The organism is Krasilnikovia sp. MM14-A1259 (assembly GCF_047159535.1).
GTDB lineage: Bacteria > Actinomycetota > Actinomycetes > Mycobacteriales > Micromonosporaceae > Actinoplanes.
On sequence record NZ_BAAGAJ010000002.1, the window covers coordinates 6,153,902 to 6,176,527 of the forward strand.

Sequence of the window (22,626 nt, forward strand, 5' to 3'; positions counted from 1 at the left end):
AACCTTGGCCGGGAGATGCGCGCTCCGACCTGGCTCCCCATGCCCGCCCGCCGCCTGCTGCGGTTCGTCCGGGCGTATTGGCGCGTCGTCATGCGGTGGGCCCGCCGCACCGCGGCGCCCGCCCGCCGCGCCTGGCGGCGCTCCCTGCAGGCCCGCGTCATCACCATCACCCTAGTCGCGTCCAGCCTGCTGGTCGGTGGCTTCGGGTGGTTCGTCGCGGAGCGCAGCGCCAAGATCCTGCTCAACCGCGCCCAGGACGAGGTCTCCGCGCAGACGCGCACGAAGGTGGAGTATGCGTACAAGCAGCTCACGGTGCACCGGCAGGCCCGGGACCCCAAGCTGCCCTCCACCATGCGCGCCACGGTCGACCACCTGGCCGACGGAAACCCGGCGGAGAACGGCGGGGCGATCGTCTCGCTGCGCGCCGCGGAGTACCCCGACCTCAAGCCGGTCAGCTCGGCCAACATCGACACCTCGCTGCTGATCACCCCGGAGATGGTCCGGGCCGTGGCCGGGCGCGGCGGCGAGTACCAGCAGATCCGTACGGCCGAGGTCGGCGGCGTGCAGACGAAGTTCCTGGTGTCCGGCTCTCCGGTTCCGACCAGTTTCGGGCACGTCGAGCTGTATTACCTGGTTCCGCTCACCACGGAGGACCGCGCGGCGAACCAGATCCGGACGACCGTGCTGGTCACCGGCCTGGCCCTGGTGCTGCTGCTGGGCGTCGTCGCCGCCCTGGTGACGCGCCTGGTGGTGACCCCGGTCCGGGATGCCGCCCGCACCGCCCAGCGACTCTCCGCCGGCCTGCTCGACCAGCGGATGAAGGTTTCGGGGGAGGACGAGCTCGCCCTGCTCGCCGCGTCGTTCAATCAGATGGCGGCGAACCTGCAGCGGCAGATCGTCCGGCTGGAGGAGATGTCGCGGCTGCAGCGCCGGTTCACCTCCGACGTCTCGCACGAGTTGCGCACCCCGCTGACCACCGTACGGATGGCCGCCGACCTGCTCTTCGCCGAGCGCGAGGAGTTCGACCCGGCGGTGGCGCGCAGCGCCGAGCTGCTCCAGGCCGAGCTGGACCGGTTCGAGAGCCTGCTCACCGACCTGCTGGAGATCAGCCGGTTCGACGCCGGATTCGCCGCCCTGGACGCCGAGCACACCGACCTGGTGCCGATCGTGGAACGCGTCACCGAGCGCCTCGCGGGGCTCGCCGAGCGGGCCGGTGTGCCGATCGAGGTGCGCCTGCCCGACACGCCCGTGATCGCCGAGGTGGACCCGCGCCGGGTCGAGCGGATCCTGCGCAACCTCGTTGGCAACGCGGTCGAGCACGGCGAAGGAAAGCCGGTCGAGGTGACCCTGGCCTGCGACGACGCGGCCGTTGCGGTCACCGTGCGCGACCACGGCGTGGGTCTCAAAACGGGGGAGGAGCGGCTGGTGTTCAACCGGTTCTGGCGCGCCGACCCCTCCCGGGCCCGGCAGACCGGTGGCACCGGCCTGGGCCTGTCCATCAGCGTGGAGGACGCGCGGCTGCACGGCGGCTGGCTGGAGGCGTGGGGCGCCCCGGGCGGCGGCGCCCAGTTCCGGCTCACGCTGCCGGTGCGCTCCGGGGACCGGCTGGTCGCCGCGCCGTTGCCGTTGATCCCCCGTGACTGCATCCCGGGCCCGCAGTCCGCGGATCCGGCCGAGTCGCCGGGTCGCGCGAATCCGCCCGAGCCGGCCGGCGCGCCCACGGCGGTCCCTGCTTCACCCGCGGCGGCCACCGGTGCGGCCGCGGCGGACCAGCCGGCTCCCGCACCCGAGCCGGATCCCGTCTCCGCTCCGGCGCCGGTGGTTTCGGCGTCGGCCGACCCTGCCGAGGTGACCGGATGAGGCGACGACAGCGTCCGCTGCGCCGGCTGCTGGCCGGCGCGGGACTGGCCGCCCTGCTGCTCGGCGGGTGCGGTATTCCGGCCAACAGCGCCGTGCTGCCGATCGGCCCCGGCCCGTCCACCGGCACGTCGTCGGGCAACGACGTCCCGCCCACCCGCAACGACCGCGACGCCACCCTCGACAAGTCGCTGTTCGTGCAGTATTACCTGCAGGCCGCGGCCGGCGTGTTCGACGACGCCACGAACCGGGTCCGCCAGTTCCTGTCCCCGGCCGCCGCCATCACGTTCAAGCCGTCACCCGACATCCACGTGGTGCGCCAGATCGAGAAACCGCTGGTCAACCCAGGCAGTGACGACGTCACCGTGAAGGTGCAGCAGATCGGGATCCTGGGCCGCAACGGCATCCTCGAACCCACCCCGAACGAACCGGTCGTCGAGCACCACCTCGTGGTCGGTGACGTCCCCGGCCGGTCCGGGCTGTTCGTGCAGAAGGCACCCCCGCAGCTGATGCTCAGCGACGAAGCGCTGACCAACTACTACATCCAGCGCACGATCTACTTCTGGAACACGGAGCACAGCGGCCTCGTGCCGGACGTCCGGTACATGCCGCTGAGCGTGCCCAGCGAGCAGCAGCCAACGGAGATCCTCAAGTGGCTCAGCGCCGGGCCGGCGCCGTGGCTCACCGACGCGGTGGACGCGCTGCCCGAGGGCACCGCCGCGATCGGCAACGTACCCGCGGTCAGCAACGACAAGCTCCAGATCACCCTCAGCGACCAGGCCGTCCCGCCGGACGACCAGCGCGCGGTGGACCGGCTCCGGCGCCAGCTCATGTGGTCGCTGCGGCCGAACCTGCCGCGCGTACTGGAACTGCGGATCGGTCACGGGGACCCCATCGACTACACCGGAACGGACTACCTGACCAGCAACTTCGCGTACCGGCTGGCGGACCGTCCGCAGCGGTTCGTCGTGTACGACGGGCGGATCCGCCGGCTGTCCGGCTCGTCCGCGGCCACGGAGCCGCTGCCCGTGCTGACCGGGGCGGACAACCGCAATGTCCGCGGGGCCGCGATGAGCAGGTCGGACACTGAGGACTACGCCGCTGTGGTGGTCGGCGAGGCGGGCAAGGAACCGACCCTCAAGGTGGGCGTCAGCCGTACGGACGCGCAGGTCCCGTTGCGCCGGGTCGCATTGCCCGGCCAGCTCGGCCACCCGTCCTGGGCGGTCACCCCGGCGGACGAGCATGCGGAGCGCTTCGGGCTGATCCCCGCAGGCGGCGCGCTGTACGCATTCGGCTCCGGCGGCGGCACGGCCCGGCGCGTCGACGCCTCGGTCGACTCCGGCCCGGTCACCGCGGTGTCGGTCGCCCCGGACGGGCACCGGGTCGCGTTCCTTGCGGGTGGACGGCTGTACCTCACGGTGTTCGCGACCGGTGGAGACGCGCCGCAGCTGAGCGCGCCACGGCAGATCCGTACGCCGATGCGCGAGGTCACCGCGGTGGACTGGAGCAGCGAGGGCTGGCTGGTGGTCGCCGGCGTCCGGGCGGACACCCGGCGTGTGGCGATCGTGGACGTGTCGATCGACGGTGCGCTGGAGTACGACCGGCTGCAGGACCTCGGCACGGAGAAGGTCACCTACCTGACGGCGTACCCGGCGAACCCGGCGACCGGGCGGCCCACCTCCGACTCGGTCAGCTACGTCGCGGACGGGGCCGCCTACGACGCCCTGTTCGAGGCGGTCCGGATCACCGTGGCGGACCTCGCCGAGCCGGTGCAGAATCCGCCGGCGGGGGTCGCCCCGACCGCCCCGTTCTTCCTCGACTGACATGCCCGCACCCGAGCTGCTGGGTGCGCTCGCCGATCTGATCCTGCCCACGGCGTGCGCGGGGTGCGACGCCGTACGGGTGCCGTTGCGACTGGGTGCGTGCGCCCGGTGTGTGGCCGAGCTGGAGGCGCTGAGCCCGTACCCGGCCGCGCCGGTGCCGCCACCGCGGGGCCTGCCGCCGTGCACCGCGGTCGGCCCGTACGCCGGTGCCCTGCGGGCGATGCTGCTGGCGTACAAGGAACATGGCCGGCACCGGCTGGCCCGGCCGCTCGGCGCCCTGCTGGCCGGTGCGGCCGCCGCGGCGGCCGTCCGCGCCGGGGCACAGCCGGGCGCTGCGCTGCTTCTGGTGCCGGTGCCGTCGACCGCGAAGGCGGCCCGGAGGCGGCAGGGGGACCATCTGGTTCGGCTGGCCGGGCACGCGGCGCGGCGGCTGCGGGCCGCGGGCTGGGACGCCGAGTTGCGCAGGCCGCTGCAGGCCATGCCACGCCCCGACTCCGCCGGGCTGAGCGCGGCGCAGCGGGCCGTCGCGGCTGAGAGTTCGCTGCGAATCCGCCAGACCCGGATCGGCGTTTTGCAGCGGCGACCGACGATGAGAGGCACGCTGGTGGTGGTGGACGACATCGTCACCACAGGCGCCACGCTCGCCGCGGTGGCAACTCGGCTCACGGAGGCGAACATGCAGGTTGCGGGCGCTGCGGTGCTGGCCGCGACGCAGCTGCGTCGATCGGGTCCAGGCACTGGCCAAGGCCTGCGCCTACCGGCCGCCGCCCGGGCCCAAAGTCCCGAAGCGCTGCCCCGAACGAGGGGTGACGGGCGCGCATCCGCACGTTAGCGTCTTGATGACGAGGGTAAGTGACACGCTTAACCCACCACCGGAAGCCGGCGTCGCGAGACCGACCTGCCGCTTCGGAAAGGAGTCGTCTTCCCGCCAATGGCCCGGCCTCCGCCGGATTCCCGCGAACCCGGCGTCGCCGCAAGCCATACCGCGTCGCAGTACGGCGCCCTCGGCACCGCCGAGCGCCCGCAGAACGAAACGTTGGGGGAGGTCACGAGTGGACATTGTCGTCAAGGGCCGCAACGTAGAGGTTCCGGACCATTACCGGGTGCACGTCAAGGACAAGCTGGGCAAGGTCGAGCGCTACGACCACAAGTTGATTCGGACCGACGTAGAGCTGTTCCATGAGCGCAATCCACGGCAATCCGACAACTGTCAGCGCGTCGAGATCACCGTGGTGACCCGCGGCCCGGTTGTTCGGGCCGAGGCGACCGCCAAGGACTTCTACGCCGCCTTGGACGTAGCGATCAACAAGCTTGACGCCCGGCTCCGGCGTGCCGCCGACCGGCGCCGCGTGCATCGAGGCCGCCGCGCCCCCGTCTCGGTGTCCGCCGCAACGGCGGGCCTGCCCACCGACCTACCGGATTCCGAGGCGAGTGAGGATGCGCTGGCCGAGCACGACGACAACCGCCCATACCGCATCGTGCGCCACAAGGAACACCCTGCCGACCCGATGACTGTCGATGATGCGCTGTTCCAGATGGAACTCGTCGGACACGACTTCTATCTCTTCCACGACAAGGAAAGCGGCCGGCCCAGCGTCGTCTACCGGCGCCACGGGTACGACTACGGCATCCTCAGCCTGGAATCCACACCCTGAGCACAGGCCTCCGGCCGGCGCGTGAGCCACCAGCTCGCGCGCCGGCCGTCGAGTGCCGCCGGGTGCGCCGTCATCCGTCGAGGCGCGCGCCGTCGCGTACCAGATCCTCGGCCAGCAGCGCGAACTGCACGTCATCGCTGCGGCGGCCGTGCGCCCCGGGCAACCGGGAGCGCAGGCGGGCCTCTCGCCGGAAACCGGCCTTCTCCAGCACTCGCTGCGAGCTGACGTTGTCCGGCAGGGTTCCGGCGACCAGCCGGGCGATGCCGGTTTCCGCGAACGCCCACAGCGTCAGCAACTGCACCGCCCGCGTCTGATAGCCACGGCCGCGGAACGCGGGCAGCATGCTGTAACCGATCATCGCCTGCGCGGTCGCGGGCTCCTGGTAGAACAGTCCCAAGGTCCCGGCCGGGCTGCCGTGCACCGCGTCCTGCACCACGAGGTCGGCGCGGTCGCCGTTGAGCCAGTGCGCCTGCGCCCACGCGCACCGGCGCCGGATCTCCTCGGGGGTCGGCGGCACCGGCGGCACGCTGGCGGCGACCACGTCGGGCGTGCTGTGCAGTTCGGTGTAGAACGTGAGGTCGTCGCCGGTCAGCGGGCGCAGGGTCACCACGCCGTCGGTGAGCTCCCCGCCGGGCAGGTCCGGCAGCAGCCGTACAGTCGGACCCGGCGGGTCGTCGGCCAGCCGGCCGTACGCGAGCAGGTCGTCGCGGCCGCCGCCGCGGCCGGGTATCGCACCGCGGCGGACGCCCTCCCGCCGGAACCCGGCCGCCAGGGCCACCCGCTGGCTTGCCGCGTTCTCCCAATGGGTGAGCAGTTCCAGCCGTTGCACCCCGAAGGCGAACGCGTGGCCGCACAGGGCCCGTACCGCGGCGGTCGCCACCCCGCGGCCGCGGGCTTGCGGCGTCACCCAGTAGCCCAGTTCGGCCTGCCCGCGGGCGGGCACCAGCCGCTCCAGTCCCACCCCGCCGAGGAGCCGGTCGGTGGCCGGGTCGGTGATGGCGTACGCGCAGCCGCCCTCGACGAACGCCTCGGACACGGTCTCGCGCAGAAAGTGCACGCCGTGCTGGCGCGTGAACGGCACCGGCAGCGACGGCATGAAGCGCTGGGTGAGTGGATCCGCGAAGCCCGCGACGATCGCGTCGAGGTCGTCCGGGCGGTAGACCCGCAGCCGGACACCGTCGCACTCGATGGTCGGCACGATCATGTGTGTCTCCTCTGCGCGCTCCCGGCCATTCTTCGCCCGTCACGCGGGCGTGTCCGGCAGCAGCGTGTCCGGCAGCAGGGCGCCAACCCAGCAGTCCCGCCGGCCGCCGTCGCGGCCCAGCCCCGCGCGGGCGAGCCCTTCGATGGTGAAGCCGGCCTTCTCGGCCACCCGGCGTGACCCGGGGTTGTCCACCTCGGCGCGCCATTCCAGCCGGCGAAGCCCGAGCGCGGTGAAGCTCCAGGCGGCGATGCCGCGCAGCGCGGCGGTGGCGTGGCCGCGACCGCGCGCGTGCGGCGCGATGACGCAGCCGATCTCCCCGACCGCCGGGTCGGCCGGCCGCACCCGCACATCGATGGAGCCCACGCAGGCGCCGTCGCGCTCCGCGACCGTGAACACCGCCTCCTCGCCGCGCGCCCACAGCGCCGGCACCTCCTCCCGGATGTACCGGGCGAGCTGGGCCTCCGCCGCGAGCGCAGCGCCGACGTCCGGCGGTGTTCGGTAAGGCCCGCCGTACCAGCGGATCGACTCGGGGTCGGCGAGCGCGCCGGCCAGCCCCGGCAGGTCCCGCTCGGCCGGTGGGCGTAGCGTGACCGGCCCGGCCGGCAGCGTCGGCGATGGGTGACCGAATGTGTACGCGGTGCGGCGTACCCAGTCCGGCACGTCCTGGCCGGGCGCGGTGAGCTGACCGGGCAGCAGCCAGCCGAACCATTCGTCGACCCGGGCCCCGTCGCGGGGGCGGCGGTGTGCGGGCACGACGCCTGCCACGGTGAATCCCAGCCGCAGGCCGGTCAGCCGGGAGGCGTGGTTGCCGACCGCGGCGCGCCAGTCGACGCGGACCAGCCCGAGGGCGTGAAACCCCCAGCTCAGAAGCGCCCGGCAGGCGCGCTCGGTGAGCCGCCCGCCGCGCGCCCACGGCGCGGACCAGTAGCCGATCTCCGCGGTGCCCGCCCGCGCGTCGACGCTGTGCAGGACGACCGAACCGAGCAGCTCACCGGTCGCCGCGGCGGTGACCGCGCCGCCGTACGCCGTACCGTCGGCCAGGGCCGCGGTGGCGGCCTCGATGAACTCGGCGGCGTCGCGCAGCGTGAACGGCACCGGCGAGCTGTGCGCCCAGCGGGAGATCTCGGCGTCGTCGCGGGCCCGGGCCAGCTCCGCGGCGTCCGAGCCGCGGAACGCGCGCACCCGCAGGTCGCCGACCTGCAGCTCGATCGGTGCCACCCGGCCATCCTGCCGGACGAGCCGGACACGGGTGTGCGCTGTCAGCGAACGCCGGGCCGTGTTTCGCCATGTTTGCACGGTTAACGGGAGGCTCGGGTCACAGACCGCGCCGGGAGGTGCCTACGATGGGGGCGCAGACTGGTCTAGGGAGAGTTGGCCCGTGTCGATATTGGAAAAGGTCCTCCGTGCCGGTGAAGGACGCATGGTGCGCCGGCTCAAGGCGATCGCGGACGCCGTCAACTCGATCGAGGACGACTACGTCGACCTGACCGACGACGAGCTGCGGGAGCTGACGGAGCAGTACAAGCAGCGGTACGCGGACGGCGAGTCCCTGGATTCGCTGCTGCCCGAGGCGTTCGCGACGGCCCGCGAGGCGGCCCGGCGGGTGCTCGGCCAGCGGGCGTACGACGTGCAGCTGATGGGTGCGGCGGCGCTGCACTTCGGCAACATCCCGGAGATGAAGACCGGTGAGGGCAAGACCCTGACGGGGGTCTTCCCGGCGTATCTGAACGCGCTGTCCGGCAAGGGCGTGCACATCATCACGGTCAACGACTACCTGGCCCAGCGCGACGCCGAGTGGGTCGGGCGGGTGCACGTGTTCCTCGGGCTGACGGTCGGCGTGATCCTGCCGAACCGGCCCGCGGCGGAGCACCGGGCCGCGTACCTGTGCGACATCACGTACGGGACGAACAACGAGTTCGGCTTCGACTACCTGCGTGACAACATGGCGTGGTCCCGGGACGAACTGGTGCAGCGGGGTCACAACTTCGCGATCGTGGACGAGGTGGACTCCATCCTCATCGACGAGGCCCGGACCCCGCTGATCATCTCCGGCCCGGCCGAGCACTCCGCCCGGTGGTACGGCGAGTTCGCCTCGATCGTCAAGCGCCTGGAGAAGGGCAAGGACGGCGCGGGCGACTACGAGGTCGACGAGGCCAAGCGGACCGTGGCGGTCACGGAGCGCGGCGTCGCCCGGGTCGAGGACCGCCTGGGCATCGACAACCTGTACGAGTCGGTGAACACCCCGCTCGTCGGCTATCTGAACAACGCGATCAAGGCCAAGGAGCTCTACAAGAAGGACAAGGACTACATCGTCTCGCAGGAGGACGAGGTCCTGATCGTCGACGAGTTCACCGGCCGCATCCTGCACGGACGCCGCTACAACGAGGGCATGCACCAGGCCATCGAGGCCAAGGAGGGTGTCGAGGTCAAGCAGGAGAACCAGACGCTGGCCACGATCACTTTGCAGAACTACTTCCGCCTCTACGAGAAGCTGGGCGGCATGACCGGTACGGCGCAGACCGAGGCCGGCGAGTTCAACAAGGTCTACAAGGTCGGCGTCGTGACCATCCCGACCCACCGGCCGATGGTGCGCATCGACCACCCGGACGTCATCTACAAGACCGAGAAGGCCAAGTTCACCGCGGTCGTCGAGGACATCGCCGAGCGCCACGACACCGGCCAGCCGGTGCTGGTCGGCACGGTGTCGGTCGAGAATTCCGAGATCCTGTCGCAGATGCTGCGCCGCCGCGGCATCCCGCACAGCGTGCTGAACGCCAAGTTCCACGCCCAGGAGGCGACGATCATCGCGCAGGCCGGCCGTAAGGGCGCGGTCACGGTCGCCACGAACATGGCCGGTCGCGGGACGGACATCCTGCTCGGCGGCAACCCCGAGTTCCTGGCGTCGACCGAGCTGCACCAGCGCGGCCTCGACCCCGTGGAGAGCCCGGAGGAGTACGCGAAGGCGCTCGAAGAGATCATGCCGGCCTGGAAGGAAGCGTGCGAGGCGGAGGCCGCCGAGGTGCAGGCGGCCGGCGGCCTGTACGTGCTGGGCACGGAGCGGCACGACTCCCGGCGTATCGACAACCAGCTGCGCGGCCGGTCGGGCCGTCAGGGCGACCCGGGCGAGTCCCGGTTCTACCTGTCGCTGCAGGACGACCTCATGAAGCGGTTCCGCGCGGGCGCGGTCGAGGCCGTGATGGAGCGGTTCAACATCCCCGAGGACGTGCCCATCGAGTCGAAGATGGTCACCCGGCAGATCCGCAGCGCCCAGACCCAGATCGAGGCGCAGAACGCGGAGATCCGCAAGAACGTCCTCAAGTACGACGAGGTGATGAACAAGCAGCGCCAGGTCGTCTACGCCGAGCGCCTGCGGGTGCTCAACGGCGAGGACATGCACGACCAGGCCCGGCACATGATCGACGACACGGTCGCCGACTACGTCACCGCCGCCACCTCCGACGGGTACGCCGAGGACTGGGACCTCGATCAGTTGTGGACGAACCTCAAGCGTCTCTACCCCGTCGGCGTCACGGTCGACAACCTCGTCGAGGAGTCCGGCGGCGAGCGCCACACCCTCGACCAGGAGTTCCTCGTCGCGCAGCTCAAGGAGGACGCGCAGCGCGCGTACGACGCCCGCGAGGAGGAACTGGGCGCGGACGCGGTGCGTGAGCTGGAGCGCCAGGTGCTGCTCGCGGTCATCGACCGCAAGTGGCGCGAGCACCTGTACGAGATGGACTACCTGCAGGAGGGCATCAGCCTGCGGGCGTACGCGCAGCGCGACCCCGTGGTCGAGTATCAGCGCGAGGGCTTCGACATGTTCGCCCAGATGATGGACGGCATCAAGGAGGAGGCGGTCGGCTTCCTGTTCAACCTGGAGGTCCAGGTCGAGGAGCAGCCGACGGTCACGGTGGACCCGAGCCAGGCGGTGCCGCTGCCGAGTACCGCCGCCTCCGAGGGCGACGGGCAGGTCGAGGTGCGCGCCAAGGGGCTCGGTGGCGGCCACCGGCCCCAGCACCTGCAGTACACCTCGCCCGCCATCGACGGGGAGGCCGGCGCCGGTTCTCCGGTCGTGCAGGAGGACAGTGCCCCGGCGCTGGGCATCGGCAGCTCGCCGGTGCCCGCCAGCCCGGCGCACACCGCCGCCCGCAGTGCCGGCCGGGGCGAGGCTCAGGCCGGCAACGGCCCGTCCCGCAACGCGCCGTGCTACTGCGGCTCGGGCAAGAAGTACAAGCGCTGCCACGGCGCCCCGGGTGCCGTCTGACCGTTCCACGATGTGCGGCCCGCAGGTCTCGCCTGCGGGCCGTCGTCGTTCCCGGCCCGGATGCCGCGGGCGGCCGGTCTGGGCTTGCGGCCGGTTTGCGCTTGCGGCCGGTTTGCGCTTGCGGCCGGTTTGCGCTTGCGGCCGGTTTGCGCTTGCGGCCGGTGGGCAACGCCGCGGTGGTCAGACCAACTGCAGCGTGGTCACCAGCCACGTCTGGTCATGCAGCTCCAGCCGGAGCGCCAGCGCCCACGTCCGGCCGCCGGTGACCAGTAGGACGGTCGCCTCCACCGCGCCCGGTCGCGGCTCGCACAGGCGCACGCGCAGGACCGCCGCGGGTGCGCCACCGCGCCCGTGCCGGTCCGTCGCGCGACGGTGACCGCTCTTGCGCAGCTCCGCCACCCGGTGCGTGCCCACGACCGCCTGCGCCACGACCCGTGCGGCCTGCGACGGCAGGGCGAGGCGGCGCAGGTGTGCGGCGGGCCGGAACCCGTTGAGCACCTCGACGCAAGCGCCGACGAACCGCTGCACCGCGACCCGCGCCTCGGCTGACGCCCCCGCGCTCACGGGTCCCGGGCCCGACGCCGAGCTCGCCGCAACGGCTGAGCCACCCGCGGCGACAGACCCGTGCTCGGCGCCGGCTGAGTCGCCCGCAGCGACGGCTCTGCGCCCGGCAATGCCTTCGGCGGCCCGCCCCGGGTCGGTGCGCCGGGACGCGTCGGCGCCGGGCCATCGGAACGCGGGCTGGTGCGCGGGCGCCCACACCGACGGATCGACCTCGTCGTCGAACGGCGGGTCGCACGGTGGCACCGGACGGATCCGGATCGGCGGCCTGGCCCCTCGTCGCGGTGCCACCTCGACCGTCGTCACACCGTCCACCACCAATCCGTGATTGAGGCCTGATCCTTGCGTTTGCTTTCGTTTGCCTCCGGTCACCGAGTGTGCCGGGGCGCATGTGGGTGCGTCAATGCCCAATGTGGAACGGGATGGATGGTGCGGGTCAGTCCGCGTCGCGCTCGATCAGCGGATTCTGCTGCACCCAGTCGGCGGTCTCGGCGTACTTGCGCTGGATGTACTCCTCCAGCTGGGCGCGTTCGACCCGCCACTGGCCACGCCCGCCGATCTTGATCGCGGGCAGCTCGCCACTGCGGACCATGTGATAGACCTGCGAGTCCGAGACGTTGAGCTCGGCGGCCACGTCGGACAGCAGTAGGAACCTGGCCTCCACGCGACTCTCCCGGCTCGACGACGATGCGGGGCTCAGTCTGCCATCGCTCAGCCGGCGTCGGCGTGTGCGGTGACCGCCCGGCCGGGCAGCGGGCTGGAGTACACGACGCTCGTGGTGACCGCGCCGAGCCCGGCGATCCGGCCGGTGACCTCCTCCAGGTGCCGCATCGACCGTGCCAGCACCTTCATCACGAAGCAGTCGTCGCCCGTGACGTGATGCGCCTCGATGATCTCCGGAGTGCTGTCGAGCAGCGAGTGGAACGGCCGGTAGTTGCCGGTCGGATACCGCAACCGGACCAGCGCCATGATCGTCAGTCCGACCCGCGCAGGGTCGATCGCCGCCCGGTACCCGGCGATCACCCCGGTCTCCTCCAGCCGGCGGACCCGCTCGGCCACCGCGCTGGGCGACATGGCGACGATCCGGGCCAGGTCGGCGTAGCTCGCCCGGCCGTCGGCCTGCAGCGCCTCGATGATCTGCCAGTCCACCCGATCCGGTGTCGATTCCACGGCCATCACGCAAGAATACCGCTGATGCTACGGCCAAGTGGGGCTGAGGCCGTTGTCAGCTACTGTCCGCGAGCGCCTGCGATCCGTACCGTCATGGCCGTGACAATCGACCCCCAACGCGCCGCGGTCCTGTTCGCCGACCGTCTCGCCACCCAGACCGACGCGGCCGACGTGCACGCCGCCCTGGCCGGCGGCAAGCCGGGCTTCGTCCTGATCGACGCCCGCAACTCGGCCGCCTGGGCGCAGGGCCACATCCCCGGCGCGCTGCACCTGCCGCACGCCGAGATCCCCGCCCGGGCCGCGGACCTGCTGGACCTGGCGGTGCCGGTGGTGACCTACTGCTGGGGTCCCGGCTGCAACGGCGCCACCCGGGCCGCGCTCGCCCTGTCCCTTCTCGGATACGCCGCCCGCGAGATGATCGGCGGCATCGAGTACTGGGCGCGGGAGGGCTTCGCGTTGCGCCGCGCCGACGGCGACGTGGCCGTCCCGGCCGACCCCCTCGTCACTCTCGCGCCGCAAAGCCCCGGATCCGCGGCCCCGCTCGCGCCGAGCGCCGACACTCGGCCCGCTGTGCCGGCGGGCCCGGCCTGTGGGTGCTGATCGTCCACGATCGGGACACGCAGCGTAGGTTGGCCTTCCACCGCGGTCATCGGCGGTGTACTACAGGGACGGTCCGACCACAGGGGGAAGAGTGCCGAAAACCGAGCTCGTCCGGGTCTACGTGCCCGCGACCGTGCCGCTGCTGGCTGCGCTGCGGGCGTCCGGGCGGCTCGGCGATGAGCCGACGGTGGCGCATGCGGTGACCCCGGCGTTGCGGGAGTGGTACGCCGAGGGCGACGAGGAGGAACTGGAGTACGTGGCGTTCACCCGGGCCGCGCAGTCCGCCCTGCGCCTGCTGCGCCACGACCCGCAAGCGCCGCGGCGCCGGGTGGTCGTCTCGGCGGACGTCCCGTCCAGCGCACTGGTCCGTGAGGACGCGGAGCTCGGGTCGAGCCAGGTCCGGTTGCCGCAGCCGGTGTCACTGGCCGAGGTGGCGGCCATCCACGTGGACGGCCAGGACGCGGTCGCCGAGGTGGCGGCCGCCGCGGAGGTGGTGGACGAGGCCATGGCCGGCGACCCGGACGCCCAGTTCACCGTGGACGGCGCGGAGGACCACGAGCTGGAGTGGTACGCGGTCTCCGAGCTGGACGAGCTGGCCTAGGCTTCCGCGGCCGCCGTGTCCCGGTCGTCGCGGGCGGGCCCGAGGGTCCGCCCGAGCAGGACGATCGCGGTGATGGCACCCACGAACACGACGATCATCGCGCTGTTCAGCCGGGCCCCGCCGAGCATCCGCTGCACGGTCAGCTCAAGCTCGCTGACCCGCCCGGCCAGGTCGAGCACCCGGGCGCCCGCGGTCCGGGCCAGCGCCTCGGTCAGCGCCAGCAGCAGGCCGGGCCCGGCGCCCGCCACGGCGTACAGCGGCCAGCGCAGCGGCTCCCCGGCCGAACGGCGCAGCACCGTGAACGACACCGCTCCGGCGGCCAGGCCGCCCAGCACGGACTGGGTCAGTGAGAACCATCCCGCCGCCGAGGTCTGCGACGCGGAGGTGCCGCCCGCGCCGAACGCGTCGAGCAGCGGGGTCTGCACCACGTTCAGGGTGAAGCCGACCGCGAACACCGCGATGGCGGCCCAGCACGCCGCGGCGACGACCCGGGGCTCGCGGAAACCGGCCAGCGCCCCGCCGATCGTCGCGGCGGCCGCCACGGTGCCGCCGGCCACGGCGTACACCCAGCCTGCGGTGTTGATCGTGATGATCGGGACCGCGCCGAGCGCGCCCAGCGCCAGCCCGGTGCCGGTGGTGACCGCGAAGCGGGCGCTCGTGCCGCGGGCGCGGCGCCCGGCCAGGCCCAGGACGGCCAGCGCGAGCGCGGCACCCGCCACCAGGGCGGCGGAGACGATCCCGGGCAGCGCGTAAGCGGTCGCGACGACCTCGGTCTCCGCGTCGGCGCGCCCGGTGATCGTGGCGCGGGCCGACCACAGCATCGCGGCCATCCAGAGCAGGCCCACCGCGGCCAGGGCAATCCCGGCGAACGGCACGCGCCGGGCCGATCCGGTGGAAACCGCCGGGGCATGCCCTCGCTTCGCTCGGTCCGCGTGGTCATGCTCCTGCGTCGTCATGCCGGTCAGGGTACGCGCGACCGACTGAGCACCGGTTCCGGCCGTGCAAGGATGGATCGGAGTCGGCCGGAGACCCCTGAGCCGGAGACCCCCCAGAGCCGGAGACCCCGGAGAAGGAGTGCGAGATGGACGCCCAGCTTTCCGTGCCCGAGCCACGGAACGAGCCGGTACGCAGCTATGCCCCCGGCAGCGCCGAGCGGGCCTCGTTGCAGGCGCGCGTGGACGCCATGCGGGGCGAGCGCGTCGAGCTGACCATGACGATCGACGGCAAGCAGTCGATGGGGTCCGGACCGGAGATCGAGGTGGTGCAGCCGCACCGCCGTCACCACGTGCTCGGCGTGCTCGGCAACGCGGACAAGTCCGACGCCGCCGCGGCGGTCGCGGCGGCGAAGCGGGCAGCTCCCGGCTGGCGGGCCCTGCCGTACGCGGAGCGCGCCGCGGTCTTCCTGCGCGCCGCCGAGCTGCTGTCCGGCGGCTGGCGCGACACCCTGAACGCCGCGACGATCCTCGGCCAGTCGAAGTCCGCGCTCCAGGCGGAGATCGACGCGGCGTGCGAGCTGATCGACTTCCTGCGCTTCAACGCGGCGTTCGGCCAGCAGGCTCTCGCGGAGCAGCCGCAGTCGTCCCCGGGCATCTGGAACCGGTTCGACCACCGGCCGCTGGAGGGGTTCGTCTACGCGATCACCCCGTTCAACTTCACCGCGATCGCGGGCAACCTGCCGGCCGCGCCCGCGCTCATGGGCAACACCGTGATTTGGAAGCCGTCGCCGACGCAGCAGCTCTCGGCGCACTACACGATGCGGCTGTTCGAGGCGGCCGGGCTGCCCCCGGGCGTGATCAACCTGGTGACGGGCGACGGCCTGGCGGTCTCCGACGTGGTGCTGGCCGACCCGGATCTGGCGGGCATCCACTTCACCGGCTCGACCGCCACGTTCCGGCACCTGTGGCGTGAGGTGGGCAGCAACATCGACCGGTACCGGTCGTACCCGCGGCTGGTCGGCGAGACCGGCGGGAAGGACTTCGTCTTCGCGCACGCCAGCGCGGACGCCGACGCGCTGCACACCGCGCTGCTGCGCGGCGCGTACGAGTACCAGGGGCAGAAGTGCTCCGCGGCGTCGCGGGCGTACATCCCCCGCTCGATCTGGGAGGGCGGGCTGCGGGACCGGCTGGCGGCCTCCGCGGCCTCCATCACGTACGGTGACGTGACCGACCTGTCCACGTTCGGCGGCGCCGTGATCGACGGGCGGGCGTTCGCCAAGCACGCGGCGGCGCTGGACCGGATCAAGAACAGCGCGGCGGCCACCGTGCTGGCCGGCGGGACCGCGGACGACAGCGAGGGCTGGTTCGTCTCGCCGACGCTGGTGGAGTGCACCGACCCGACGCACGAGGTGTTCACGACGGAGTACTTCGGCCCGATCCTCGGCGTGTACGTCTACGAGGACGGTGCCGAGGAGGCCACGATCGCGCAGGCCGACGCGGCCTCGCCGTACGCGCTGACCGGGTCGGTCTTCGCCACCGACCGGGCCGCGATCGACCGGATCGGGGCGGCGCTGCGGTTCACCGCGGGCAACTTCTACATCAACGACAAGCCGACCGGCGCGGTCGTGGGGCAGCAGCCGTTCGGCGGCGCCCGGGGCAGCGGCACGAACGACAAGGCGGGCTCGATCCTGAACCTGCTGCGTTGGGTGTCGCCGCGCACGATCAAGGAGACCTTCGAGCCGCCGACCGACTGGCGCTACCCGCATATGGGGTAATTGTCCGGTATGGGGCCGTTGCGCGATTCTTCGCGACGGCCCCATTGCCCGGACGGGGTCCGGTGGAGGAAGTTTCGACGACTTTGTGGTCATTGTCGACCGGGAGCGCCGTCTGACCGTTTTCCTGAGGCATCTTACCAGGTCACACGCCTGCTCAAGGGGAAAACGCCCGGTCCAAACCCTCCTGGTCGGACTGTCTGTGCGGGACAGTCGTTTGTGGAGACGCAAAATGGACGGATCGGGCGAAATCCTGGACGCCGGAGCAACAAAGTGGCAGCTTAGAAGGCATGCCCGACTCTCAGATCAATCCCACGGCTGCCGCTCTGCTCGGCCTGCTACATGAGGGGCCGATGACCGGCGGACAGCTCATGGCGGCTGCCGAACGCCGCCTCGGGCCCTACTGGTCGATGACGCGGAGCCAGGTCTACCGCGAACTGCCCGTTCTGGCCGAGATGGGATACGTCCGCCTCGGCAAGCCCGGACCTCGGTCCAGCCAGCCCTACGCTCTCACTGCGTCCGGCAAGCGCGCGTTCAGCCGGTGGCTCGCCGAGTCTCCCGGCCGCGACGCGATCCGCAACCCGGTCGCCCTGCGGGTGGCGTTCGGAGAGCAGACCTCCGGCAGCCAGCTCAAGAGCCTGTACGTCGGCGCCAACGAGTACCACTCGGAGGCCCTGGCGATGGCGCGCGAGCAGGCCAAGGAGGCCAAGAAGGCCGGCGACCAGTACGGAGCCGCCGCGTTGGAGTTCGCGGTGGCCTATCACAAGGCCGCCCTGAGCTGGCTCAAAGCCGCACCAGCCTCATAGAAGCGACACCGAGACGAGCCGCACCTCACGAATGGTGCGGCACCGTGCCGCCCGGCAGGGAATGCCGCCGGGCGGCGCGTAGTCTTACGTCGTGAGTGCAGCCGACTATCCCGAACAGCTCAAGGCCCTCGACGCCACCTTGCGCAACATCGAGAATGTCCTCGATCTCGACAGGTTGCGCCGGGACAAGGCGGAGCTGGAGGAGCAGGCGTCCGCGCCGGACCTGTGGGACGACCAGGCCCGTGCCCAGGAGGTCAACTCCCGCCTGTCGTACGTCTCCGGGGAGATCTCCCGGCTGGAGAAGCTGCGCACCCGTCTCGACGACGCCGGCCTGCTGCTGGAGCTGGGCGAGGCCGAGGGCGACGAGGCGTCGATCGCGGAGGTCGGCGACGAGCTCGTCGCGCTGACCAAGGCCATCGACGAGATGGAGGTCCGGACGCTGCTGTCGGGGGAGTACGACTCCCGCGAGGCGGTCGTGGCCATCCGGGCCGGGGCGGGCGGCGTGGACGCGGCGGACTTCGCCGAGATGCTGCTGCGGATGTACCTGCGCTGGGCGGAGCGGCGCGGCTACCCCACCGAGGTCTACGACACCTCGTACGCGGAGGAGGCCGGCCTCAAGTCCGCCACGTTCGCGGTCAAGGTGCCGTACGCGTTCGGGACGTTGAGTGTCGAATCGGGCACTCACCGGCTTGTGCGGATCAGCCCGTTCGACAACCAGGGGCGGCGGCAGACCAGCTTCGCGGGCGTCGAGGTGATGCCGGTGGTCGAGCAGACCGACCACATCGAGATCCCGGAGAACGAGATCCGGGTCGACGTCTACCGTTCGTCGGGGCCTGGTGGACAGAGCGTGAACACCACCGACTCCGCGGTGCGACTCACCCACGTCCCCACGGGCATCGTGGTCACGTGCCAGAACGAGAAGTCCCAGTTGCAGAACAAGGCGTCCGCAATGCGGGTGCTGCAGGCCCGGCTGCTGGAGCGCAAGCGCCAGGAGGAAGAGGCCAAACTGGCCGGCCTCAAACAGGACACCACGGGCTCCTGGGGCGATCAGATGCGGTCATACGTGCTGCATCCGTACCAGATGGTCAAGGATCTCCGGACCGAGCAGGAGACCGGCAATCCGTCCGCGGTCTTCGACGGGGAGATCGACGACTTCATCGAGGCGGGCATCCGGTGGCGCAAGCAGAAGCAGCTCGCGGGCTGACCTGATCGTCCGTTCGGCGGGGTCTTGGTGATCGCCGGTGCAAAATTACCGGCCCCGGGCGGCTTGGCGTTTTCGTTACACCGCGTAGACTCTGCTCCCGTGATTCAGCTCGAGAACGTGACGAAGACGTACCCCAAGGCGTCTCGGCCGTCGCTGGACGATGTCAGCGTCGGCATTGAGAAGGGTGAGTTCGTCTTCTTCATCGGCCCCTCCGGTTCCGGCAAGTCGACGATCATCAAGCTGCTGCTGCACGAGGTCTCCCCGACCCAGGGCCGTGTGATGGTCAACGCCAAGGACGTCACGTCCATGCGGTCGTGGAAGATCCCGCACTTCCGGCGCTCCATCGGCTGCGTGTTCCAGGACTTCCGCCTGCTGCCCAACCGGACGGCGTACGAGAACGTCGCGTTCGCGCTCGAGGTGATCGGCAAGACCAAGGCGGTCGCCCGCCGGGTCGTTCCCGAGGTGCTGGAGCTGGTCGGCCTCGGCGGCAAGGAGCACCGCTACCCGCACGAGCTCTCCGGTGGTGAGCAGCAGCGTGTCGCGGTCGCCCGGGCGTTCGTGAACCGGCCGCTGATCCTGCTGGCCGACGAGCCCACCGGAAACCTGGACCCCGACACGTCCATCGAGATCATGCGGCTGCTGGACCGGATCAACCGGACCGGCACGACGGTCGTGATGGTCACGCACGACTCCAACATCGTCAACCAGATGCGCCGCCGGGTCATCGAGATCGAAAGCGGACGGATCGTTCGCGACCAGGCCCGTGGCGTCTACGGCTGAAGCCGGGCCCCGCCTGAGTATCGAAGTCGATGTGAGACGCGGAGTCCCGGAAGGAACCCCCCGATGCGCCTGAAGTACGTCCTCAACGAGGTCCTCGTGGGCCTGTGGCGAAACGTCACGATGACGATCGCCATGATCATCACCATGTCGGTGTCCCTGACCATGCTCGGCGCCAGCGTGCTGATGTACATGCAGGTCGACCAGATGAAGAAGTACTACTACGGGGAGATCCAGGTCTCGATCTTCCTGAAGAAGGATGTGACCGACGCGCAGCGTACGGCCATCAACCAGGCGATCGACGGCAACCCGCTGGTGGCCAGCAAGGAGTACGAGAGCCGCGAGCAGGCTTTCGAGCGGTTCAAGGTGCTCTGGCAGGATTCGCCCGACTTCGTCAAGTCGGTGACTCCGGACAGCCTGCCCGAGTCGTTCCGGGTCAAGCTGAGGAATCCGGAGGAGTACAAGAGCTTCGCGGACCAGATCCAGAGCCAGCAGGGCATCCAGGACATCGTCGACCAGCGGCAGTTGCTCGACAAGGTGTTCAAGATCTTCAACTCGATCCAGCTCATGTCGCTCGTGACCGCCGGCTTCATGGCGCTCGCCGCGCTGTTGCTGGTGGGCAACACGATCCAGGTCGCGGCGTACAGCAAACGGCGCGAGGTCGCGGTCATGAAGCTCGTCGGCGCCTCCAACTGGTTCATCCAGGCGCCGTTCGTGCTGGAGGCGGTCGTGGCCGGCCTGATCGGCGCGCTCTTCGGATTCCTGGCGCTGTTCGTCGGCAAGCTGGTGTTGCTGGACGGCCAGTTGCAAGCGCTGACGAAGATCCTCACGCCGATCCCCACCGGCAACGTGATGCTCATGCTCCCACTGCTCGCCGCGGTCGGCGCCGGCGTCAGTGCGATCACCGGATGGGTGACGCTCCGCTTCTACCTCAAGGTCTGACGCTCGGCCAACGGTAGGGTGACCCTCCGTGATGGGTCACCGACGACGTAGCCGCTCCGCGGTGCTGGCGGCGTGCCTCGCCGTCCTCACCGCGGCCGGTGTCGGGCTCGCCACGCCTGCCCCGGCCGCCGCTGACACGAAGGACGACGTCCGGCGCGCCGCGCGGGCCGTCCAGCGCGCGGAAGCCGTACTGGAGAACGCCACCACGACCGCCCGCGCCGCGGCCCGGCGCTTCGCGGTGGCGACCGCCGCCCTGCCCGCCGCCCAGCAGCGGGTCGCCACGGCCCGCGGCACGGTCGCCGCCGCTATGGCCACGGCCAACACCGCCCGCCGCCGGGCCGACGCCACCCAGAACGCGTACCGGGCGGCCGCGGACCGGTTCGACGCCGCGCAGGCCCGGGTCGAGCAGGGCCGCAAACGGGTTGACGAGATCGCCTCCGTCAGTTACATGGGCGGCGGCCTCACCGGCGTCAACATGCTCATCGACGCCGGCGGCCCGCAGGACTTCCTGGACCGGATGAGCCTGGTCAGCCAGGTCATGTCCCGGCAGCAGGACGAGGTCGACGCGCTCGTCGTGGCCCGCCGTGACGCCCGCAGCGTCCAAGACCAGGCGGGACTCGCCCGGCGCGCCGCCGATGAGGCCGCCCGGGCCGCCGCGGACACGCTGGCCGTCGCCCACACGGCCCAGTTCCGGGCCGAACAGGCGCAGGACTCCGTGGTACGCCTGACCCGGTACCGGCGCACCGCGTTCCTGGCCGCGCGGTCCCAGCGTGCTGCCGTGCTGGAGAACTACCGCGAGGCCAAGGCGCAGGAGCAGCGCATCCGGGAGGCCCTGCGCCGCGCCCAGAACGGCCCCGATGCCATCCGCGGGGTGTACGTCGGCGGCCAGCTGCTCATGCCGGTCCGCGGTGCGTGGAAGTCCAGCGACTTCGGCTGGCGCTACGACCCGTGGTTCCACGTGTGGCAGCTGCACGCCGGCACCGACTTCGCCATCGACAGCGGCACCCCGATCCGCGCTGCCGCCGCCGGCCGCGTCATCCAGGCCGGCTGGTACGGCGGGTACGGCAACTACACCTGCATCAGCCACGGCCAGGTGCGCGGCCTCGGCTTCACCACCTGCTACGGCCATCAGTCGAGGATCCTGGTGCACGTGGGCCAGTTCGTCAGCCGCGGCGAGATCATCGGCCGGGTCGGCAGCACCGGGGCGTCCACCGGCGCCCACCTGCACTTCGAGACCCGCTTCGGGGGTACCCCGCGCAACCCGCTGCGCTACCTGCCGGGCTGTCTCTGCTGAGCGGTAGCATGGACAGGCCCGGCGCCGGTCCGCGCCGGCCTTTTCTTTGCTACTTCGGTTCAGCGCCCGCGGGCGCTGCGCGGTCAGGGGGTCGTCGGTCATGCCACGCGAGCAGGGGCGCAAGGTCGTGGCCTCGAACCGCAAGGCACGCCACGACTACGCCATTCTCGACACGTACGAGGCCGGGATGGCGCTCACCGGCACCGAGGTCAAGTCGCTGCGCGCCGGCCGTGCCTCGCTCGTCGACGCGTTCGGTCACGAGAGCGGCGGCGAGATCTTCCTGCACGGCATGCACATCCCCGAGTACACGCAGGGGACGTGGACCAACCACGAGCCACGCCGCGTCCGTAAGCTGCTGCTCAAGCGCGACGAGATCAACAAGATGATCGGCAAGCTGCGCGAGAGCGGCCTCACCCTCGTGCCGCTGTCGGTCTACTTCCACAACGGGTACGCGAAGGTGGAGCTGGGTCTCGCCCGGGGTAAGAAGAGCTACGACAAGCGCCAGGACATGGCCTCCCGCGACGCCCAGCGCGAGATCACCCGCGCCATGGGCCGGCGCAGCAAGGGCATGGACTGATCCCGGGTGCCCCGCGCCACAGCCGTGGCCCGGTGATACCGGAATGACCTGCGAGCCAGGAGACGTTAGGCTGGTACGGCTGCACACCAGTGCGGCATGACAAGGGGGTGACTGGTTTCGACTTCGTCCGTGGAGACAGGGGAAGCGAGCCGAGGAAGCCGACGTCGTCTCGAGAATCGGTCGTCGGAAACTTATAAGCGCCAACGAAAAGTTTGACGCTGACCAGTTCGCTCTTGCCGCCTGAGGTAAGTAGCGTGGTCTGTCGGTCTGGGAGCGCCTCCGTCCCAGTTGCCGGCATCAGCTAGGAGGCTGGCCAACCGGACCCGGTCGCGGGGTCCGTGCGGCGAGATCAATCAGCGACTGGGCCCGTCACACCAACTTGCTCACGTGATCGGTGGGGCCGAGTAGAGACACAGTGAGCTGCGCTCGGAGAAGCCCTGACGAAACAACGAAGGACCCGGGTTCGATTCCCGGCACCTCCACTGCACGGTCATCGGCCGTCTCACCTCGCCGAGGTGGGACGGCCGATGTCGTGTTCGTGCATGCTGTCATGCAGATGCGGCGGCAACCTCAACGGGAAGGAGCCG

The 22,626-nt window shown here is 71.1% G+C and carries 20 protein-coding genes and 1 other RNA gene; 15 read left to right on the forward strand and 6 right to left on the reverse strand.

What is annotated here, in order from left to right:
• The first annotated feature begins 39 nt into the window (after positions 1 to 39).
• The 4 genes from mtrB to hpf all read left to right on the forward strand — a co-directional run bounded on the left by mtrB (position 40) and on the right by hpf (position 5,335).
• Complete coding sequence (gene mtrB / locus ACMCNK_RS27955; protein ID WP_412741020.1) at positions 40 to 1,860, forward strand: MtrAB system histidine kinase MtrB; 1,821 nt, start codon at positions 40 to 42, stop codon at positions 1,858 to 1,860.
• A complete protein-coding gene (locus tag ACMCNK_RS27960; protein ID WP_412739321.1) occupies positions 1,857 to 3,680 on the forward strand; it encodes an LpqB family beta-propeller domain-containing protein in 1,824 nt (607 codons plus the stop codon). Before mtrB ends, ACMCNK_RS27960 begins: the two co-directional genes overlap by 4 nt.
• A 1-nt stretch (position 3,681) precedes the next feature.
• Positions 3,682 to 4,512 (forward strand): ComF family protein, encoded by an 831-nt coding sequence (locus tag ACMCNK_RS27965; RefSeq protein WP_412739322.1) that lies wholly within the window; start codon positions 3,682 to 3,684, stop codon positions 4,510 to 4,512.
• 220 nt (positions 4,513 to 4,732) lie between these two features.
• A complete protein-coding gene (gene hpf, locus ACMCNK_RS27970) occupies positions 4,733 to 5,335 on the forward strand; it encodes a ribosome hibernation-promoting factor, HPF/YfiA family (RefSeq protein ID WP_412739323.1) in 603 nt (200 codons plus the stop codon).
• A 70-nt stretch (positions 5,336 to 5,405) separates the two neighbouring features.
• On the opposite strand, the gene ACMCNK_RS27975 is transcribed toward hpf, so the two are convergent.
• Both ACMCNK_RS27975 and ACMCNK_RS27980 read right to left on the reverse strand, forming a co-directional pair.
• Positions 5,406 to 6,539, reverse strand: a complete 1,134-nt coding sequence (locus ACMCNK_RS27975; RefSeq protein WP_412739324.1) for a GNAT family N-acetyltransferase — start codon at positions 6,537 to 6,539, stop codon at positions 5,406 to 5,408.
• A gap of 39 nt (positions 6,540 to 6,578) precedes the next feature.
• A complete protein-coding gene (locus ACMCNK_RS27980) occupies positions 6,579 to 7,757 on the reverse strand; it encodes a GNAT family N-acetyltransferase (protein WP_412739325.1) in 1,179 nt (392 codons plus the stop codon).
• Between the two features lie 160 nt (positions 7,758 to 7,917).
• Between ACMCNK_RS27980 and secA the strand changes: the two genes are divergently transcribed.
• Positions 7,918 to 10,800, forward strand: coding sequence for a preprotein translocase subunit SecA (gene secA, locus ACMCNK_RS27985; protein ID WP_412739326.1), 2,883 nt, complete (start codon positions 7,918 to 7,920; stop codon positions 10,798 to 10,800).
• A 180-nt stretch (positions 10,801 to 10,980) separates the two neighbouring features.
• On the opposite strand, the gene ACMCNK_RS27990 is transcribed toward secA, so the two are convergent.
• The 3 genes from ACMCNK_RS27990 to ACMCNK_RS28000 form a co-directional block, all read right to left on the reverse strand.
• Positions 10,981 to 11,676, reverse strand: a complete 696-nt coding sequence (locus ACMCNK_RS27990) for an Rv3235 family protein (protein WP_412739327.1) — start codon at positions 11,674 to 11,676, stop codon at positions 10,981 to 10,983.
• Positions 11,677 to 11,797: 121 nt separating this feature from the next.
• On the reverse strand, positions 11,798 to 12,025 hold the full coding sequence (locus ACMCNK_RS27995) for a helix-turn-helix domain-containing protein (protein ID WP_412739328.1): 228 nt from the start codon (positions 12,023 to 12,025) through the stop codon (positions 11,798 to 11,800).
• 47 nt (positions 12,026 to 12,072) lie between these two features.
• Positions 12,073 to 12,537, reverse strand: coding sequence for an Lrp/AsnC family transcriptional regulator (locus ACMCNK_RS28000; RefSeq protein WP_412739329.1), 465 nt, complete (start codon positions 12,535 to 12,537; stop codon positions 12,073 to 12,075).
• Between the two features lie 87 nt (positions 12,538 to 12,624).
• Here ACMCNK_RS28000 and ACMCNK_RS28005 point away from each other — a divergent pair, with 87 nt between their 5' ends.
• Complete coding sequence (locus ACMCNK_RS28005) at positions 12,625 to 13,131, forward strand: rhodanese-like domain-containing protein (RefSeq protein WP_412739330.1); 507 nt, start codon at positions 12,625 to 12,627, stop codon at positions 13,129 to 13,131.
• Positions 13,132 to 13,222: 91 nt separating this feature from the next.
• Complete coding sequence (locus ACMCNK_RS28010) at positions 13,223 to 13,732, forward strand: DUF6912 family protein (protein ID WP_412739331.1); 510 nt, start codon at positions 13,223 to 13,225, stop codon at positions 13,730 to 13,732.
• Here the strand turns inward: ACMCNK_RS28010 and ACMCNK_RS28015 are convergent.
• Positions 13,729 to 14,688 (reverse strand): hypothetical protein, encoded by a 960-nt coding sequence (locus ACMCNK_RS28015; protein WP_412739332.1) that lies wholly within the window; start codon positions 14,686 to 14,688, stop codon positions 13,729 to 13,731. The genes ACMCNK_RS28010 and ACMCNK_RS28015 overlap by 4 nt on opposite strands.
• A 125-nt stretch (positions 14,689 to 14,813) precedes the next feature.
• Between ACMCNK_RS28015 and pruA the strand changes: the two genes are divergently transcribed.
• The 8 genes from pruA to ssrA all read left to right on the forward strand — a co-directional run bounded on the left by pruA (position 14,814) and on the right by ssrA (position 22,524).
• Positions 14,814 to 16,442, forward strand: a complete 1,629-nt coding sequence (gene pruA / locus ACMCNK_RS28020; RefSeq protein WP_412739333.1) for an L-glutamate gamma-semialdehyde dehydrogenase — start codon at positions 14,814 to 14,816, stop codon at positions 16,440 to 16,442.
• A 287-nt stretch (positions 16,443 to 16,729) separates the two neighbouring features.
• The gene (locus ACMCNK_RS28025; RefSeq protein WP_412739334.1) at positions 16,730 to 17,245 is read left to right on the forward strand and encodes a PadR family transcriptional regulator; all 516 of its coding nucleotides are present in this window, start codon (positions 16,730 to 16,732) and stop codon (positions 17,243 to 17,245) included.
• 91 nt (positions 17,246 to 17,336) lie between these two features.
• Complete coding sequence (prfB, locus tag ACMCNK_RS28030; RefSeq protein ID WP_412739335.1) at positions 17,337 to 18,449, forward strand: peptide chain release factor 2; 1,113 nt, start codon at positions 17,337 to 17,339, stop codon at positions 18,447 to 18,449.
• Positions 18,450 to 18,548: 99 nt separating this feature from the next.
• The gene (ftsE, locus tag ACMCNK_RS28035) at positions 18,549 to 19,229 is read left to right on the forward strand and encodes a cell division ATP-binding protein FtsE (RefSeq protein WP_412739336.1); all 681 of its coding nucleotides are present in this window, start codon (positions 18,549 to 18,551) and stop codon (positions 19,227 to 19,229) included.
• Positions 19,230 to 19,292: 63 nt separating this feature from the next.
• Entirely contained in the window at positions 19,293 to 20,168 is an 876-nt protein-coding gene (gene ftsX / locus ACMCNK_RS28040) for a permease-like cell division protein FtsX (RefSeq protein WP_412739337.1), read from the forward strand.
• Between the two features lie 31 nt (positions 20,169 to 20,199).
• Positions 20,200 to 21,462, forward strand: coding sequence for a M23 family metallopeptidase (locus ACMCNK_RS28045; protein ID WP_412739338.1), 1,263 nt, complete (start codon positions 20,200 to 20,202; stop codon positions 21,460 to 21,462).
• A 100-nt stretch (positions 21,463 to 21,562) separates the two neighbouring features.
• Positions 21,563 to 22,039: an SsrA-binding protein SmpB gene (gene smpB / locus ACMCNK_RS28050; protein ID WP_412739339.1), complete on the forward strand. Its 477-nt coding sequence runs from the start codon at positions 21,563 to 21,565 to the stop codon at positions 22,037 to 22,039.
• Between the two features lie 103 nt (positions 22,040 to 22,142).
• Positions 22,143 to 22,524, forward strand: a transfer-messenger RNA (tmRNA) gene (ssrA, locus tag ACMCNK_RS28055).
• The last annotated feature ends 102 nt before the right edge of the window (positions 22,525 to 22,626 follow it).